This window comes from Rhizobium sp. SG741, from assembly GCF_012275435.1.
Taxonomy (GTDB): Bacteria; Pseudomonadota; Alphaproteobacteria; order Rhizobiales; family Rhizobiaceae; genus Rhizobium; species Rhizobium lusitanum.
On the sequence record NZ_JAAZQP010000001.1, the window covers coordinates 625,275 to 639,457 of the forward strand.

The window sequence follows — 14,183 nt, forward strand, 5'->3', positions numbered from 1 at the left end:
GAGGCAGCCTTCCTCCCTGACCGCCCTAAAGACAGACATGACGGAGAGCCCCTTGAGCGCACCTGCTCCCACTTCCACCGAATCTCATGCTCCGGAACAAACCTTTGGCACAACCGGCATCGCGCCGATGGACCGCCCGAGCGCCCTGACACGTTTTTTCATGGGCATCGTTGCCTGGGCCGAAGGCCTCAATCTGAAATATGCCAAGCTCGGCAATCCGCCGGTTTACAACAGCGCGACCTTCCCCTGGGCGGCCGAGATCGAGAAGGATTATCCGGCGATCCGCGCGGAGCTCGAAAAGGTGCTGCTGCGCCAGAGCGAGCTGCCGACATTCCAGGACATCTCCACCGATGTGAAGACCATCTCGACCGACACCCGCTGGAAGACCTTCTTCCTTCTGGGCTTCGGCGTGAAGTCCGAGCAAAACATCAAGGCATGCCCGAACACCTGGGCGGCGGTACAGAAAATCCCCGGGCTGACGACCGCCATGTTCTCCATCTTCGAGCCCGGCAAGCATCTTCCCGCGCATCGCGGCCCCTATAACGGCGTGTTGCGCCTGCATCTCGGCCTCATCGTGCCAGAACCACAGGACCAGCTCGCCATTCGCGTCGACAAGCAGATTTGCCATTGGCAGGAAGGCAAGGCGCTGATCTTTGACGACGCCTACGAGCATGAAGCCTGGAACCACACCGACAAGACCCGCGTGGTGCTCTTCGTCGATTTCGTCAAGCCGCTGAAATTCCCAGCCCGCTTTGTCAACTGGGCCTTGATGAACCTGGCGATCTTCACGCCGTTCATCAAGGAAGGTCTCGACAACCACAAGGAATGGGAAAAGAAGTTCTATGCCGAGGCAGAGGCGTTGAGAAATCGCCCAAGGGCATAATCCACGCTGGCTTGTGAATTCTATGAAAAGCCCCGGAATCCGCTGCGGATTCCGGGGCTTTGCTTTTGGTCGCTCAGGCTCAGCGGTTGAGTTGGCTTATCCGCCTCTTCGGTATCTTCGTCATTATCATCGCTTGACTGCGTGGTAGCGGTTTTACCGCCTAGATTGCCAGGCAGCGTCGAGATGGCATTGTCACCATCGAAGCCGGCTTCCTTGAGCAGGCGATGGCGAGTGCGCGTGCGGTTTCGGCTTTCGCCTAGCTTCCGACTCCTCGCGGCTCTTGCTGGCGACCGCAATGGTGCTTTCCTGCGCGACGATCCGGTTGTCGCGCGAGCCTCCGTCTCATGCTGCTGGACAGCACGGGTCGAGCCGACGTTGGCGGACTCGCGCACCTGCTTGGCCATGACTTCGCGTTCGGCGATTGCCTGTTCGGCGGCGATGGCTGCAATGGCAGCAACCGCTGCTGCGATGACTATTTTATCGTGCGCACGATTGCCGCGCCCGATGTCATGCCGCCGCCGAAAGCGACGAGGCCGAGATTGAGCGGCTCGGGCCGTTCGTTGGCGACGTGAAGCATGGCAAGCGGGATGCTCGAAGAGCTGGTATTGCCGTAGTTCTCGATGACGCTCAGTGCCGGGCGGCCGCTGCGCTTGGCGATGGTGTCGATGATGCGCTGGTTGGCCTGATGCGGCACCAGCAGATCGAGATTGGCGAGTTCAATTCCGGCGTCGACACAAGCGTCCTCGATCGAGCGGGACATGGAGTGCACCGCCTCGGTGAAGACCGCGCGGCCGTTCATGGCGATGACGCCTTCATCCGGCAGAGGGACGAAGAGAAGATCGCCCGGTTCGGGGCGGCCGCTGATGGTCGGACGGCTCGCCGCAAATAGCGGGCTGCGCGCCATGTCGCGGGTGGTCACGAGGCTGGCGGTGGCGGCGTCGCCAAACAGGATGGCGGTGGAGAAATCCTTCATGTCGAGCAGCGGAGACAGCACTTCCGAGGTGACGATCAGCACCTTCGCGTCATTCTGCTGCGCGATGAAATCGTAGGCCTGCTGCAGCGCGTAGAGATAACCGGAACAGGCGGCGCCCATATCGTAGGCGGCAAGGGACGGCCGCACGCCGTCTTCGGCGACCGCAACGGCGACGCGGCTTGCAAGCGACGGCGTGGCGATATCGGGGGTGCCCGTCGCGGCGATGACCAGATCGATGTCGTGGATCGACATCTGGGTCTGGCGCAGCAGATCGCGAACGGCCGCCGTCGCAAGGCTCAACGTGCCTTCTCCCGGACCGACCCAGAACCGGCTCTTGATGCCGGTCAGTGCAAAGATTTCGTCGGCGCGCCGGTTCGGCCAATGATGGATGATGTCTTCGTTGGCGACCCGGCGGGCGCCGGTCGCAAAGCCGATGCCGCTGACGGCTATTTCCGAGAAACTGCCGGAATGACGGCGCAGTGCCGGAATGGAGTGCGATTTCAGGCGGCGCAGCACGAATTTGTTTTGCGTCTCCGAGGCGAGAGCGAAGTTCTGTTCGCTCGTATCCCGGTTGGCGTCAACGGTCAGAAGCGTGCTGTCGGTGGCGATCTGGTCACCGATCCTTGCGAAGACCTCGAGCACGACTCCGCCGATATTGGCACAGATTTCCACCGAGGCCTTCGTCGCCTCGACGACGGCCACGAGCTGACCGACCTCGATCGTGTCGCCCGGCTTGACCAGGAGATCGGTGATCAACACGTTCTCGTCGGCGGGACCGGAGCCGATTGCCTTGATGGCGGCGGTCGGGCCGCTATCATCCTCTTCGTGCCAGGTGACCTCGCATTCGAGAACCTCAGCCATCAGGTCGACGAGCTTGCTATAGGACGGCAGCATTTCGAGCTGGTTGCGGAAATTGAAGGGAACATGCGCGTCCGAGCGGGCAAGCCTGCGGACGACGACGGGAACGTCGGCCTTTTCGGTGACGGTGGCGACGATCTCGGCGCCCATGCCGACAGTGCGGTTGTCTTCATGCACGACGATCAGCCGTCTCGTGCGCTTGGCGCTTGCCAGCACTTCCCTTTCATCCCACGGCGAGATGGAACGGAGGTCGATCACCTCGACGGAAAAGCCCTGCGCTTCGAAGGCCTTGGCGGCGTTGGCACAGAGAGACACCGTGTTGCCGTAGCTGACCAGTGTCAGGTCGCGGCCGCGGGCAACGTAGCGCGACAGGCCCGGACGGACGAAATGCTTGTCGAGATCGGTCGAGGTGCGGCCGTCGGAATTGTTGAGCACCGCTTTCGGATAGAGGAAAACGGTGGGGCGCCTCGATTCGAACGCGGCATTCAGCAGGCCGGCGGCATCGCCGGCACTGGAGGGCATGACGACATCGATGCCGGGCGTATGGGCCAGCATGCTTTCGAAGCTCTGCGCGTGGAACGGCCCGAGGCCGGGCTTGTAGCCGCCGCAGCTCACCATCAGGATCACGGGAGATTCCCAGGCGCCCTTGGTGCGCCAGTACATGCTGCCCATTTCCGAGACGATCTGGTTATAGGCGAGCGGCAGGAAATCGGCGAATTGCAGGAAGGCGACCGGCCGTTGCCCGGCGAGCGCTCGGCCGACGGCGGTGCCGACGATGGTGGATTCGGTGAGTGCTGCGTTGCGAACGCGCTCGGGATATTTGGTGCTAAGGCCGCGGGTGACGCCGAAGACATCGCCCTTGGGATCTTCGATATCCTGGCCGAACAGCACGACGTCGGGATTGGCGGCCAATTGCCTGTCGAGCACGCCGTTCAGCGCCTCGCGCATGGTCAGCGTTGCTTCGCGCTCGAGACCGCGATACTCCGCCGTTTTGGCGAAGGAGGCGGGGTATGGGGCTTTTGCATCCGGCTCGACCTCGGGTGCATCTTCCTTGCGGGCGAGTGCGGCTTCCGCCTGCACTTCTGCTGTCAGTTCCTGTTCGATCTTCTCGAGCGCATCAGCGCTGACGCCCGCTTTTTGAAGCATCGCCCGCAAGTTTGGAAGTGGATCGCGGGAAGAGCCCGATTCGATCTCCAATAGGGTGCGATAGGTCTTCTGGTCGTCGGCATTGGTATGGTCGGACAGGCGCTCGAGATTGAGAAGCACGATGCTCGGCGTACGGTTGTTGCGGCTGTGGCGAACAGCCTTGCGGAAGGCCTCTCGCGAGGCCGGCAGATCGTCGCCGTCAGTGCGGATGATGTCGATGCCGTAGAAGGAGGATGCGGGGCCATCGGGCAGATCGAAGAAGGTCTGCTTGCTGGTCCGTGTCGAGATGGAGAAACTGTTGTCCTCGACGATGAAGACAATCGGATACTGGCTGCGAACCGCTTCTGCCACGGCCTCGAGGAACTCGCCCTGCTGGGTCGTACCGTCGCCGACGCAGCAGATGGCGATCGGCATGCCGGGCTTGTATTTCAGCGATGCGGCGACACCGACCGCATGCAGCGCATTGTTGCCGACCGGGCCCACGATGGAGGTGATGTTGAGCGCGCGTGAGGATAGATGCGCACTCATCTGCCGGCCGGCGGAATGGGAATTGGCTGTGGCGAGCAGGCTCGAGAAGAACTCACGAATGGGCATGCCGCGCGCCAGCATCAGGGCCTTGTCGCGATAGTGCAGATGCAGCCAGTCGTCGTCATGGAGGAATTCGTTGAGCAGCGCCGTCGACTCGTGCCCGGCGCCGGAGACATGAAAATGTGCTATGCCTTGCTTAATGAATTCTCGCTCAAGCCTATCTATTTCTCTAGAAATAAAGAATATTCTATGGAGTTGCTTGAGGTATTCTGTGGTAAACCTCCCTTCCATCTCAATGATTTTCCTAATCTTTCATCATGAATAATTTGTGTGGACCTAGGTAACCCCCCCGGGTGCCTTTTTCAATACACGTTAAATGACAATATCCACTCGAATTGAAATGGATTTACGTGCTTTGGCCCGGCCGGGATTCGTGGCAGCCGATGCCCTTTGCTGAGCGAGTTCGACATTTTTCCCACCCGGAAATTCGGATTGGTGCAACGAACCGGAGGGGGTGCTAGCTGGATTTGCGGATCGGTTCGTTGGCCTGCTCGCGGGCGGCAGCCGCCTTTGCGGCCAGCTCTTCCTTGTCCCGCAATTCCTTCGGCTTCTTGCCGATGATCTGCTTGGCGCCCTTCTTGGAAAAGGGTTGCACAAGCTGGGCGAGGAAACTGTCGGCGACCTTGCCGGTGATGCCGATGTCGATGGAGGAGGGGCGCGGCGGATTATAATAGGTGCCGAGGATCTGGTCCCAGATGACAAGGTTCTCGCCGTAATTGGTGTTGCCCTCGGCAAGCAGCTTGGAGTGATGCCAACGGTGCAGGCGCGGAGTCGACAGGATCCAGTCGAGCGGGCCGGTGCGCACATCGATGTTGCAATGGGTCAGAAGGCCGATAAAGGCCGTGACGGCGCCGATCCACAGGAAGACTGGCAGCGGCGCGCCGAGCAGATAGAGCGGGATCTGGCTGAGCGCGATCTTGAACAGGCTGTCGATGATATGAAAGCGCCCGGTATTGATGACCCACAGGCGTTCGACGCTGTGATGCAAAGCATGGAAACGCCAGAGCGACAGGTGCTCGTGGGCCAGGCGATGGGCGAGATAGAGGCCGAATTCGGCGATGATGAGTCCCAGCACGACCTGCAAGGCCATCGGCAATTGATCCGGCCAGATATTTGCCTTGTGGCTCAGGAAAGGTTGCGCAACGATTGCCACCGCCATCGGAAATGACGTGCTGATGGCCGCCGCGATCTGTACGGCACCCTTGCTCAGCAGCGTATGGGCGAGGTTGTTGAACGTCTCGCCATCGGCATCGAGCCAAGTCTCCTCATAGGGCATGAGCCGCTCGAAGAGCGCGATTGTCGCAACGACCGAGAGATAGACGACATTGAACCACAGCAGATGCATCTGCGAATGGAACGCGAAATACGAACCCGTCAGTCCGGCGCAAAAGATGGCCGGCCACAACAGGGATGAAACAGCAGCGTAGAGACGCGAACTGCTCTGAAATGTCATGCCACTATCCTCGGATCGTCATCAGGTGGGTTGGCGCGAATATAGGCGATATGTACCGTGATGATTGCGGCCACGGAAGCGGAATCTTGAGTGGAACAGAAGTGTTTTTGGTTCATTATATTGCTGACACCGATCGAGTTCGCCATCCTCGGCTGCTCTACGTCGGGAATCCGGCTCGTCCAACGACTGTTCTAGGGAAGGCTGCCCTGACGGCAATGAAAAGGTGTCGGAATTGGATATTCCTTCCAAGTTCAGAATTCACGAGACCGAACATTGGCGCGTGAACCATCGCATCGACACGGTCCTGCCGGGCTACCTGATGGTCGGCTCCAAGTCGGGAACCAACGCATTGTACGATCTGCCGACCGGAGCGCTTGTATCGCTTGGTCCTCTCCTTGCCAGGGCGCAGCGGGAAGTCGAAACCCTGCTTCGTCCCAAGCGTGTCTATATCGGCCGTTACGGTCATTCGCCGGGGCATCCGATCCATTTCCATATCATACCGGTCTATGATTGGCTTGAGACCCTGTTCTGGAAGGATGAGCGCTATCGAGTTCTCGCCTCCTTCGGCAGGCCTGCCGCCGAGCCGGAGACGGATGGGGCAGAGCTGACATTTTATATCTGGCGGGAGTTTTGCGAAGCACCAAATCCACCGCAGGTGACGGGGCCGATGGTTTCGGATGTTGTCGAGCTGATGCGAAGCGCGTTTTTGGTTGCATAGAGGAAACCGAACGCGTCGTGTGCTGCCGAAAATCCCTTTGGCATCGAAACACCACACCAGAGGGGCTCTGGCTGGTTAGACGAACGTCAGCTTGCTCTTCTGCTGCCCGGCTTCGTCGAAATTCTCGGGGCTAAGCCAGCGCTCATATCCGGCCTTCAGTCTCGGCCAATCGGCATCGATCATCGCGAACCAGGCGGTGTCGCGGTTCAGGCCCTTGGCGACCATATGCTGACGGAAAATGCCCTCGAAGGTGAAGCCGAAGCGTTCGGCGGCACGTTTCGACGGTTCATTGAGATTGTTGCACTTCCATTCGAAACGGCGGTAGCCGAGCGTATCGAAGACGTAGGATGCAAAGAGATAGAGGGTTTCGGTGGTCGCGCGGCTGCGGGCGATCGCCGGCCCCCAGAGGATGCTGCCGATCTCGATGACGCCGTGCGTGCTATCGATGCGCATCAGGGCCTGGCGACCTTCGGCACGGCCGGTCCGCTTGTCGATCACCGCAAAGAAGAGGGGATCCGTGCTGGAGGCAGATTTTTCGAGCCAGGGAGAAAAGGCAGCATAATCGGCAGGCGCATCCTCGAACAGATAGCGGAAGCGATCCTCGGCGCCAGGAGCCTGAGCCGAGGCAAACAGCTCCGCGCCATGGCGCGCCGGATCGAGCGGTTCGATCCTCACATAGCGACCTTCGAGGGTGATTCTTTCGGGGCGTGGCACGCCGCTCCAGTTGGCAAGATCCATGTCAAAGTCCTTTGGTCATCAAATGCAGCTCAGCGAATCCGGCCCGATCCTATCAGGTCCGAGAGCGATTGCGGTAGCGCGATCCCGTCGGGCATGCCGGGCGCGGCTTGCGCCGGGGCCAGCTGGCTTCTTATGGGCAGGACGCCGCCCCAGACCGGGTAGTCCGCTTCGTCGATGTCGCCCGGCGGGCCGTTGCGGACCTTGGCAGTCGCCTCGTCGATTTTCATCCGCAGGACCGATGTCGCCTTCGCTTCCTGCCCCGTCATCGGCCTCAGGCTGTCCCAGCGGCCGGGAAACAGGTCTTCGATAAGGCGGCGCAAGGCATCGGCTTTCTCCTCGACGTCATCAACCAGGCGTGCCGTGCCGAAGACCATGGCGGAGCGGTAGTTGACCGAATGATTGAAGGCGGAGCGGCCGAGCACATAGCCGTCCATGATGCTGCAGGTCAGGCAGACTGGCATGTCTTCCGCCGCACGCAGGAAGCGACTGGCGGCCGAGCCATGCCAATAGACGTATTCGCCTTCGCGCCAGTGCAAGGTCGGTGTCACATACGGCGCACCATCGATGACATAGCCGACGTGACAGAGAGGAGAGGCATCCAGAATGGCGTGGACTTCGGCGCGGGCGTGGCTGCCGCGGCGGGGGCTGCGCCGCACGCGGCTGCGCTCAGTAGTCGGGTAGTCCTCTGTGGCGGGCGGATAGTGATCGGCCATCTCTTCCTCATCGATTGATCGTTGATCTCTGCCAGCAAAGAGGTAGGCTATAAACAGCCAGTTTCTCGATTTTTAACAGACCAGTTGGAGCTTGATGACATCTGTAGCGCAATGGCCGGCGCTCGACCGGACCTCGGGTGATCTGGAAGGGCAGGTCTATCGCGTGATGCGCGACCGTATCCTTCATGGGCAGATGCCAGCGGGGCAACGCGTGCCCTCGACGCGGGCGCTGGCCATCTCGCTCGGTGTCGCGCGCTCAACCGTGGTCAACGCCTATGACCGCCTGAAGGCGGAGGGCTATCTGCAATCGACGACAGGTGCCGCAACCCGCGTTGCGGCTTTCTCGACGCCACCCCTGCAGGGGCAGGTCGCAGCGCCACCGCCCAACTCGTCCCAGACCACAGAGTTCGCCACGGGTGGGTTGTTCGAGCCCGGTGTGCCAGATGTCTCCGCTTTCCCCCATGCCGCCTGGGCGCGATGTCTCGGCGCCCGCGGCCGGTCACTTCGGGTGCATGATCTCGGTTATGGCGCCCATGGCGGCATTCCAGAATTGCGCGCTGCAATCCTCGACCATATTTCGGCGACGCGCGGCGTGATCGCCCGTCCCGAACAGGTGTTGATCGTGCCTTCGACCGGCGCGGCGATCAGCCTGCTTGCGAGCGTTCTGCTCTGGGCAGATCATCCGAACGGTGGCTTCGCATGGATCGAGGATCCCGGCTACGCCACCGCGCACGCATTGCTCCGGATGGCGGGTGCCGCTCTGGTGGCTGTGCCCTGCGATGAGGAAGGCATCGATATTGCCCGCGCGGACGGACCGCCGCCGCGGCTGATCTACGTCACGCCTTCGCATCAATATCCGACTGGCGTGACCATGAGCCTGTCACGCCGCCTTGCGCTGCTCGAATTTGCCCGCGCCACGGGCGCGATCGTGCTGGAAGACGACTACGACAGTGAATTTCAGTATGCCTCCCGCCCGATCGCCGCGTTGCAGGGCATCGATCGTGGCGAAGTGGTCGCCTATCTCGGCACGTTTTCGAAAACGCTCGCGCCCGGTCTGCGCGTCGCCTATGCCGTTGTGCCTTCCAGGCTCGTGGTGACCGTCGAGACAGCGCAACGGCTGAGAGGGGCGGTCGTGCCTGTTCATATCCAGGCAGCCCTTGCCGACTTTATCGACGAAGGCCGGTTTCGCGCGCATCTCAGGCATATGAATGCCGTTTACGCGGAACGCATGGTCGCTGTTGTCTCCGCCCTCAATCGTCACTGCGGCGCGTGGTTTGATGTCGGCGAAGGCAACGGAGGCCAGCAACTGGCGAGTTGGTTCCGGGACATCGCCGTCGATGACGTCGCGGCCGTTCGCTCCATCAATTCTCACGGCTTCGCATTGCGGGCCATGTCGTCGCTGCATCTCGGGCCATCGCGGCCGGGGATGTTGTTCGGTATCGCCCGCATGGAGGCCGCTGCGGCGAATGCGGCGGCGGAGAAGATTGCCAGGCTGCTTGCGATGTCGGCAGCTGCCTGAGACGCGGAGTTGGTGTGTCCTTTAGACCTGGTTCCAGCGACGGATCACCGGCTCGGTCAGGTCGTGTTCGTAGCCGAGCACGCTGATGCTTGTCGTGTCGAGCACCAGGCGTGCGCCGTCTTGCGGGGGCAGGCCGACCCAACGGGTGGCAAAGACCCGCAGGAAATGGGCACTGGAGAAGATCAGGACGGAGCCGTCGATGGCGCGAAGTTCGCCGATGATCCGGTCGGCGCGCGCACCGACATCGGCTGCCGTCTCGCCGTTGGGGCAGCCGTCGCGGAAGAGTTGCCAGTCGGGGCGTTCGGCCAGGATCGCCTTGGTGGTGATGCCCTCATAGGCGCCGTAGTCCCATTCCGCCAGATCGTCCTTGATAATGCGCTGACCGCCGAAACCCGCCAGCGCGCAGGTATTCTGGGCGCGTTGCGACGGGCTCGACCAGACAGCGGCGAAATCGATGGCAGGCAGACGCCCGGCGACTTTGCGGGCGGCTTCTTCGCCGGCGGCGGTCAAAGGAATGTCGGTTCGGCCCGTGTGCCTGCCGGAAAGGCTCCACTCCGTCTGCCCGTGCCGCACCAGATAGACTTCGGGATGGGCGCTGCTCATGTGACCGTTTCTCCAATTGGCTGATGATGCCGAATTCTTCGCATCCGCGAAGGGTCCTGTCGAGGGGCGAGATCCGGCGACATGCGCGACAGTGGTGGGCTTGGCGGAATTCGCGATTGAGGAGGTCATATTCCCCTGCAGGCCCGAAGAGGCTCGCAGGGGAACATGAAATATCACCGCTTCACCGCACGGCGGACGCTGTAGAGCAGAATGGCGAGGCAGCCGAACAGCAGGAGAACTGCCCCCGCGAGCGGCGGCATGGCGAGAAATTCAACCGCGCCCGCAATTACGAGGATGAGGATCAGGCAGAGGGTCGCGAGGCTGCCGTCGTCGATGAACATGCCGATGAGCTCGGACAGGGCGATACGGAGCACGGTCATTGGGCTGCCTTTGCTGTGGGGGTGCCGGTGGAACCGCGCAGGCCGCGAAGAATGGCGAAGGAGGCCAGCGAAACGATCGCAAAGATGGCGATCAAGGCGAGATCCGCGCCCGGCCAGCGAGTGCCGATGCCTTCACCAGTCCAGAAAATGCCGAAGCTGGTGAGCATCAGGCCGACGACGAATTTGAGGGTGTTTTCCGGCACGGTGGCAAGCGGACGATGCACCAGCAACCCGATCAGCATGACCAGAACGAAGGCGGCAAGGGCGCCGAGACCGGCATAGAGCGTCAGGCCATGCGCGCCGCCGACGGCGATGACGATGAAGACCACCTCGACGCCCTCAAGCAGCACCGCCTTGAAGGCGGCGAGGCCGGCAAGGTAGTCGGCGCGGCGATCCGTGGATTGCGCTTTCAAGGATGCGGTCTCCTTCGAGAAGGCCGCTTCCTCGTCATGCAAGGCGATGACGCCCAGGGACCGGAGAATGGCTTTGCGCAGCCAGCGCATCCCGAACAGGATCAGGAGAACGCCGACGACGAATTGCAGCGTTTCGATGGGCACGAGCGCGAGCAACGGCCCGAAGATGAGGACGAGGGCCGCCAGCACGGCGAGCGCGAGCGCGGCACCCGTCAGCGCCGGGCGCCAGCTACGCGTGACCCCGACGGCAAGGACGATGGTGAAGGCTTCCACGACCTCGACGAAAGAACCAAGGAAGGATGCCGTCACCGTGGAGAGAATGGGTGTGAGGCTGCTCATGAAACGATTCCCGAATGACGATGAGGACTTTGATTTCGCATGGTCTTCTCCGTAGATTTTCTTCGTTCCCTGGGTGAACTTGCGCCCGAGGCCGAATGGCCGCCGCATGATGCGAGCCTTGGCTCGCACCGGACGCCTCGACGTTCACTTCCGTTTCCTTGTGCCGCGTTTGCTCCAGGCCTTGTCGATAGAACCGCGCAGCATGCTGAGTTGATCAAGGCTATCGAGGGCTGCTTCCTTGTTCCTCGCTGCCAGTGCAACGATCATCGCTTCGATCAGAACCATCGTGCCGCCATGCATGGCGAGATGATCGGCATTGCCACGCGGCAGGGGAAGGATCTCCGCCACCTTGCCTGCAACCAGCGGGCCGAGGTCGTCGCTGATCAATATGACCGGCACGTCATGCCGAGCGGCGTGATCGAGGAGGATATCGACTTCGCGATAGAGCGGCGCATAGGCCATCATCAGCACCGCATCGCCTTTGCCGACCCACAGGAGGCGATCCGCCAAGGCAATGCCCGAGACGGAGAGGGCGTTCGTCGGCAGGCCGATGCGGTTGAATTGCAGGCTGGCATAGTCCGCCATGGCGCCTGAGGGGCCGATACCGAAGACATGGCGCCGCGCCGCGCCAGCCAGAATATCGATGCAACGTTCAAAGCTTACCGCGAACTGCTGATCCCGCAAAGCCTCCAATGCCTTTTCGTGGATGCTCATCACGTGGCGAAGCGCATCGCCACCCGTCTCGGCCAGCGTCCGCTCCATCCGGTCGCCGGGTGATGGCATGCCCGTCAGTTCGGAGAGCAAGGCGGCACGCAGCGCAGACAGGCTTTCGAAGCCAAGCGCACGTGCGGTGCGCACGACGGTCGCGTCGCTGGCGCCGGCACGCTCGGCAATCTGGGCGGCGGAATTCAGCAGGACCGCCTGCTTCTGGTCGATGAAGAAACGGGCGATGCGCTGTTCCGCCGGGGCGAGCGCATCGAGCGCTGCGAGAACCCGGCTTTCGAAGGTCTGCCGCTCCTGCGTCATCTCCGTCATTCGTGCAATTCCGTTTCGTAGTAAATGCTACTCCTATTAATATTAGTAGCATTTACTACTTAATGATGACAACAGGATTCAGCACATACCTCGCCGCGTAGCGAAGCATGTGCTGTTCCAGTCGATCACGGAAGGCGGCCGGGTCGGGTCTTGAGCTATGCTGCCAATGCCGCGCGCACAGCAGGGATGACCTTCTGGCCGTATAGTTCGATGCAGCGCATCAACTTGTCGTGGCCGAGCGCACCGGCGCTGTACTTCAATTGAAAGCGGCTGATGCCGAGCGTCTTGATGACCGGGGCGAGCTTGGCGGCGACCGTTTCCGGCGAGCCGACATAGAGCGAACCTTTTTCGATCTCGTTTTCGAATTCGTTTCGGGTCATGGGCGGCCAGCCGCGCTCGCGACCGATCCGGTCGCGCATAGCCTTGTAGCAGGGCCACAATTCCTCGCGGGCCTGATCGTCGGTGTCAGCGATATAGCCCGGCGAATGGATGCCGATCGGCCTCACAGGCTTGCCCAGTTGCGCGAAGGCCCGATGATAGAGATCGACGTAGGGCTGGAAGCGATAGGGGCTGCCGCCGATGATCGCCAGCATGAGCGGCAGATCATATTGGGCGGCACGGACAACTGATTCCGGGCTGCCGCCGACGCCGATCCATGTCTTCAGATGGCCGCTCTCGATGGTCGGGAAAACCCGCTGGTTTTGCAATGGCGGGCGGATGCTGCCCTGCCAGGTCACCGGCTCGTTGGAAAGTAGAGCCGCGAACAGGTCCAGCTTCTCCTCGAAGAGCTGTTCGTATTGCGACAGCTCGAAGCCGAACAGCGGGAAGGATTCCGTAAACGACCCCCGGCCGAGGATCACCTCGGCCCGACCGTTCGAGATGGCATTGAGGCTGGAGAAGCGTTGGAAGACGCGGATCGGGTCATCCGAGCTCAGAACCGTTACGGCCGATCCCAGATGAATGTGCGAGGTGCGGCTGGCGATGGCGGCCAGTATGGTCTCGGGGGAGGAGACGGCGAAGTCCTCGCGGTGATGTTCGCCGATGCCGAAGAAATCGATGCCGAGCTGATCGGCAAGGACGCCTTCCTCGACGACGTTGCGGATGACTTGCGCGTGCGGCAGCGGCGCGCCGTTGCCGTCAAAGGTCACGTCGCCGAAGGTATCGAGTCCGAATTCGACATTATTTGTCGTCATGATTTTTCCCGTCGTCTGTCCAAATGATATTGAGAGGGCATGTAGCGCCGTTCCGGATCGTCAACTACCCGGAAAGTTTCGGCTGAAACCTTCGAGGAATTCGATATGGCAATGGCAATCGACCGCATTCCGCAGCGTCGGCGTTGCGTTCGGCGATACTGCCTCCAATATTAGCTTCGACATCAAGCTGCCTGGCGAGAAGGAGGAGCGCATGATTACGCTGAAAAAGGTCAATCTTACCAAGGCTTTTGCAGCCTTCGACGAGGCTTGGAGCCCGCGCGTCGGCGGCGACATCAACGATTTTCAGGTCAAGCTCGTCAAGCTGGATGGCGCCTTCCATTGGCATCATCATGAAGCGGAGGACGAGCTGTTCCTGGTCGTCAGGGGCACTCTGCGCATGAAGCTGCGGGAGGAAAACGGCGGCGATATCGTCCTCGGTCCGGGCGAATATATCATCGTGCCGCATGGCGTGGAACATTGCCCGGTCGCCGAGCCGACGTGCGAAGTCGTGCTCTTCGAGCCGAATACGACGCTCAATACGGGCAATGTGGAAAACGAGCGGACGATCCGTCAGCCTAAGCGACTTTGAATAATCCCAATTGTTTGGCAGCCCCACCGAAACGGGGCTGCC

At 61.3% G+C, this 14,183-nt stretch carries 13 protein-coding genes and 1 pseudogene; 4 read left to right on the forward strand and 10 right to left on the reverse strand.

The window, feature by feature from the left end; all coding sequences use genetic code 11:
• Nucleotides 1-37 precede the first annotated feature (37 nt).
• Complete coding sequence (locus FHT29_RS03185; RefSeq protein WP_080760682.1) at nt 38-883, forward strand: aspartyl/asparaginyl beta-hydroxylase domain-containing protein; 846 nt, start codon at nt 38-40, stop codon at nt 881-883.
• A gap of 220 nt (nt 884-1,103) precedes the next feature.
• On the opposite strand, the pseudogene FHT29_RS03190 reads toward FHT29_RS03185, so the two are convergent.
• From FHT29_RS03190 to FHT29_RS03200, 3 genes and pseudogenes are all read right to left on the reverse strand, one after another.
• Nucleotides 1,104-1,329 (reverse strand): annotated as a pseudogene (locus tag FHT29_RS03190) (flotillin family protein); the annotation flags it as partial.
• 26 nt (nt 1,330-1,355) lie between these two features.
• The gene (locus FHT29_RS03195) at nt 1,356-4,679 is read right to left on the reverse strand and encodes a thiamine pyrophosphate-dependent enzyme (RefSeq protein ID WP_047562476.1); all 3,324 of its coding nucleotides are present in this window, start codon (nt 4,677-4,679) and stop codon (nt 1,356-1,358) included.
• Nucleotides 4,680-4,905: 226 nt separating this feature from the next.
• Complete coding sequence (locus FHT29_RS03200) at nt 4,906-5,901, reverse strand: sterol desaturase family protein (protein ID WP_168599111.1); 996 nt, start codon at nt 5,899-5,901, stop codon at nt 4,906-4,908.
• A gap of 232 nt (nt 5,902-6,133) precedes the next feature.
• On the opposite strand from FHT29_RS03200, the gene FHT29_RS03205 reads away from it, so the two are divergent.
• Nucleotides 6,134-6,619, forward strand: coding sequence for an HIT family protein (locus tag FHT29_RS03205; protein ID WP_168599112.1), 486 nt, complete (start codon nt 6,134-6,136; stop codon nt 6,617-6,619).
• A gap of 75 nt (nt 6,620-6,694) precedes the next feature.
• Here FHT29_RS03205 and FHT29_RS03210 read toward each other — a convergent pair whose 3' ends face one another.
• Both FHT29_RS03210 and FHT29_RS03215 read right to left on the reverse strand, forming a co-directional pair.
• Complete coding sequence (locus tag FHT29_RS03210; protein ID WP_168599113.1) at nt 6,695-7,357, reverse strand: GNAT family protein; 663 nt, start codon at nt 7,355-7,357, stop codon at nt 6,695-6,697.
• Between the two features lie 29 nt (nt 7,358-7,386).
• Nucleotides 7,387-8,070 carry a pyridoxamine 5'-phosphate oxidase family protein gene (locus FHT29_RS03215; protein WP_168599114.1) on the reverse strand — a complete coding sequence of 228 codons (684 nt, stop codon included), beginning with the start codon at nt 8,068-8,070 and terminating at the stop codon, nt 7,387-7,389.
• A 94-nt stretch (nt 8,071-8,164) separates the two neighbouring features.
• On the opposite strand from FHT29_RS03215, the gene FHT29_RS03220 reads away from it, so the two are divergent.
• Nucleotides 8,165-9,589 carry a PLP-dependent aminotransferase family protein gene (locus FHT29_RS03220; RefSeq protein WP_168599115.1) on the forward strand — a complete coding sequence of 475 codons (1,425 nt, stop codon included), beginning with the start codon at nt 8,165-8,167 and terminating at the stop codon, nt 9,587-9,589.
• A gap of 21 nt (nt 9,590-9,610) precedes the next feature.
• Here FHT29_RS03220 and FHT29_RS03225 read toward each other — a convergent pair whose 3' ends face one another.
• From FHT29_RS03225 to FHT29_RS03245, 5 genes are all read right to left on the reverse strand, one after another.
• Nucleotides 9,611-10,192: a histidine phosphatase family protein gene (locus FHT29_RS03225; RefSeq protein ID WP_168599116.1), complete on the reverse strand. Its 582-nt coding sequence runs from the start codon at nt 10,190-10,192 to the stop codon at nt 9,611-9,613.
• A gap of 173 nt (nt 10,193-10,365) precedes the next feature.
• On the reverse strand, nt 10,366-10,572 hold the full coding sequence (locus tag FHT29_RS03230) for a hypothetical protein (protein WP_168595496.1): 207 nt from the start codon (nt 10,570-10,572) through the stop codon (nt 10,366-10,368).
• Entirely contained in the window at nt 10,569-11,324 is a 756-nt protein-coding gene (locus tag FHT29_RS03235) for a COG4280 domain-containing protein (RefSeq protein ID WP_037195420.1), read from the reverse strand. Before FHT29_RS03235 ends, FHT29_RS03230 begins: the two co-directional genes overlap by 4 nt.
• A gap of 144 nt (nt 11,325-11,468) precedes the next feature.
• Nucleotides 11,469-12,359, reverse strand: a complete 891-nt coding sequence (locus tag FHT29_RS03240) for a MurR/RpiR family transcriptional regulator (RefSeq protein ID WP_168599117.1) — start codon at nt 12,357-12,359, stop codon at nt 11,469-11,471.
• A gap of 155 nt (nt 12,360-12,514) precedes the next feature.
• Nucleotides 12,515-13,552 (reverse strand): LLM class flavin-dependent oxidoreductase, encoded by a 1,038-nt coding sequence (locus FHT29_RS03245; RefSeq protein WP_168599118.1) that lies wholly within the window; start codon nt 13,550-13,552, stop codon nt 12,515-12,517.
• 211 nt (nt 13,553-13,763) lie between these two features.
• Here FHT29_RS03245 and FHT29_RS03250 point away from each other — a divergent pair, with 211 nt between their 5' ends.
• Complete coding sequence (locus FHT29_RS03250; RefSeq protein WP_047562939.1) at nt 13,764-14,141, forward strand: cupin domain-containing protein; 378 nt, start codon at nt 13,764-13,766, stop codon at nt 14,139-14,141.
• Nucleotides 14,142-14,183 lie beyond the last annotated feature (42 nt).

What these genes read in the sequence shown, in the direction of transcription:
- FHT29_RS03240 (WP_168599117.1), bottom strand. Translation starts at nt 12,359, where the DNA reads ATGACGGAGATGACGCAGGAGCGGCAGACCTTCGAAAGCCGGGTTCTC.
- FHT29_RS03245 (WP_168599118.1), bottom strand. Translation starts at nt 13,552, where the DNA reads ATGACGACAAATAATGTCGAATTCGGACTCGATACCTTCGGCGACGTG.
- FHT29_RS03225 (WP_168599116.1), bottom strand. Translation starts at nt 10,192, where the DNA reads ATGAGCAGCGCCCATCCCGAAGTCTATCTGGTGCGGCACGGGCAGACG.
- FHT29_RS03200 (WP_168599111.1), bottom strand. Translation starts at nt 5,901, where the DNA reads ATGACATTTCAGAGCAGTTCGCGTCTCTACGCTGCTGTTTCATCCCTG.
- FHT29_RS03235 (WP_037195420.1), bottom strand. Translation starts at nt 11,324, where the DNA reads ATGAGCAGCCTCACACCCATTCTCTCCACGGTGACGGCATCCTTCCTT.
- FHT29_RS03195 (WP_047562476.1), bottom strand. Translation starts at nt 4,679, where the DNA reads ATGGAAGGGAGGTTTACCACAGAATACCTCAAGCAACTCCATAGAATA.
- FHT29_RS03230 (WP_168595496.1), bottom strand. Translation starts at nt 10,572, where the DNA reads ATGACCGTGCTCCGTATCGCCCTGTCCGAGCTCATCGGCATGTTCATC.
- FHT29_RS03185 (WP_080760682.1), top strand. Translation starts at nt 38, where the DNA reads ATGACGGAGAGCCCCTTGAGCGCACCTGCTCCCACTTCCACCGAATCT.
- FHT29_RS03210 (WP_168599113.1), bottom strand. Translation starts at nt 7,357, where the DNA reads ATGGATCTTGCCAACTGGAGCGGCGTGCCACGCCCCGAAAGAATCACC.
- FHT29_RS03215 (WP_168599114.1), bottom strand. Translation starts at nt 8,070, where the DNA reads ATGGCCGATCACTATCCGCCCGCCACAGAGGACTACCCGACTACTGAG.
- FHT29_RS03250 (WP_047562939.1), top strand. Translation starts at nt 13,764, where the DNA reads ATGATTACGCTGAAAAAGGTCAATCTTACCAAGGCTTTTGCAGCCTTC.
- FHT29_RS03220 (WP_168599115.1), top strand. Translation starts at nt 8,165, where the DNA reads ATGACATCTGTAGCGCAATGGCCGGCGCTCGACCGGACCTCGGGTGAT.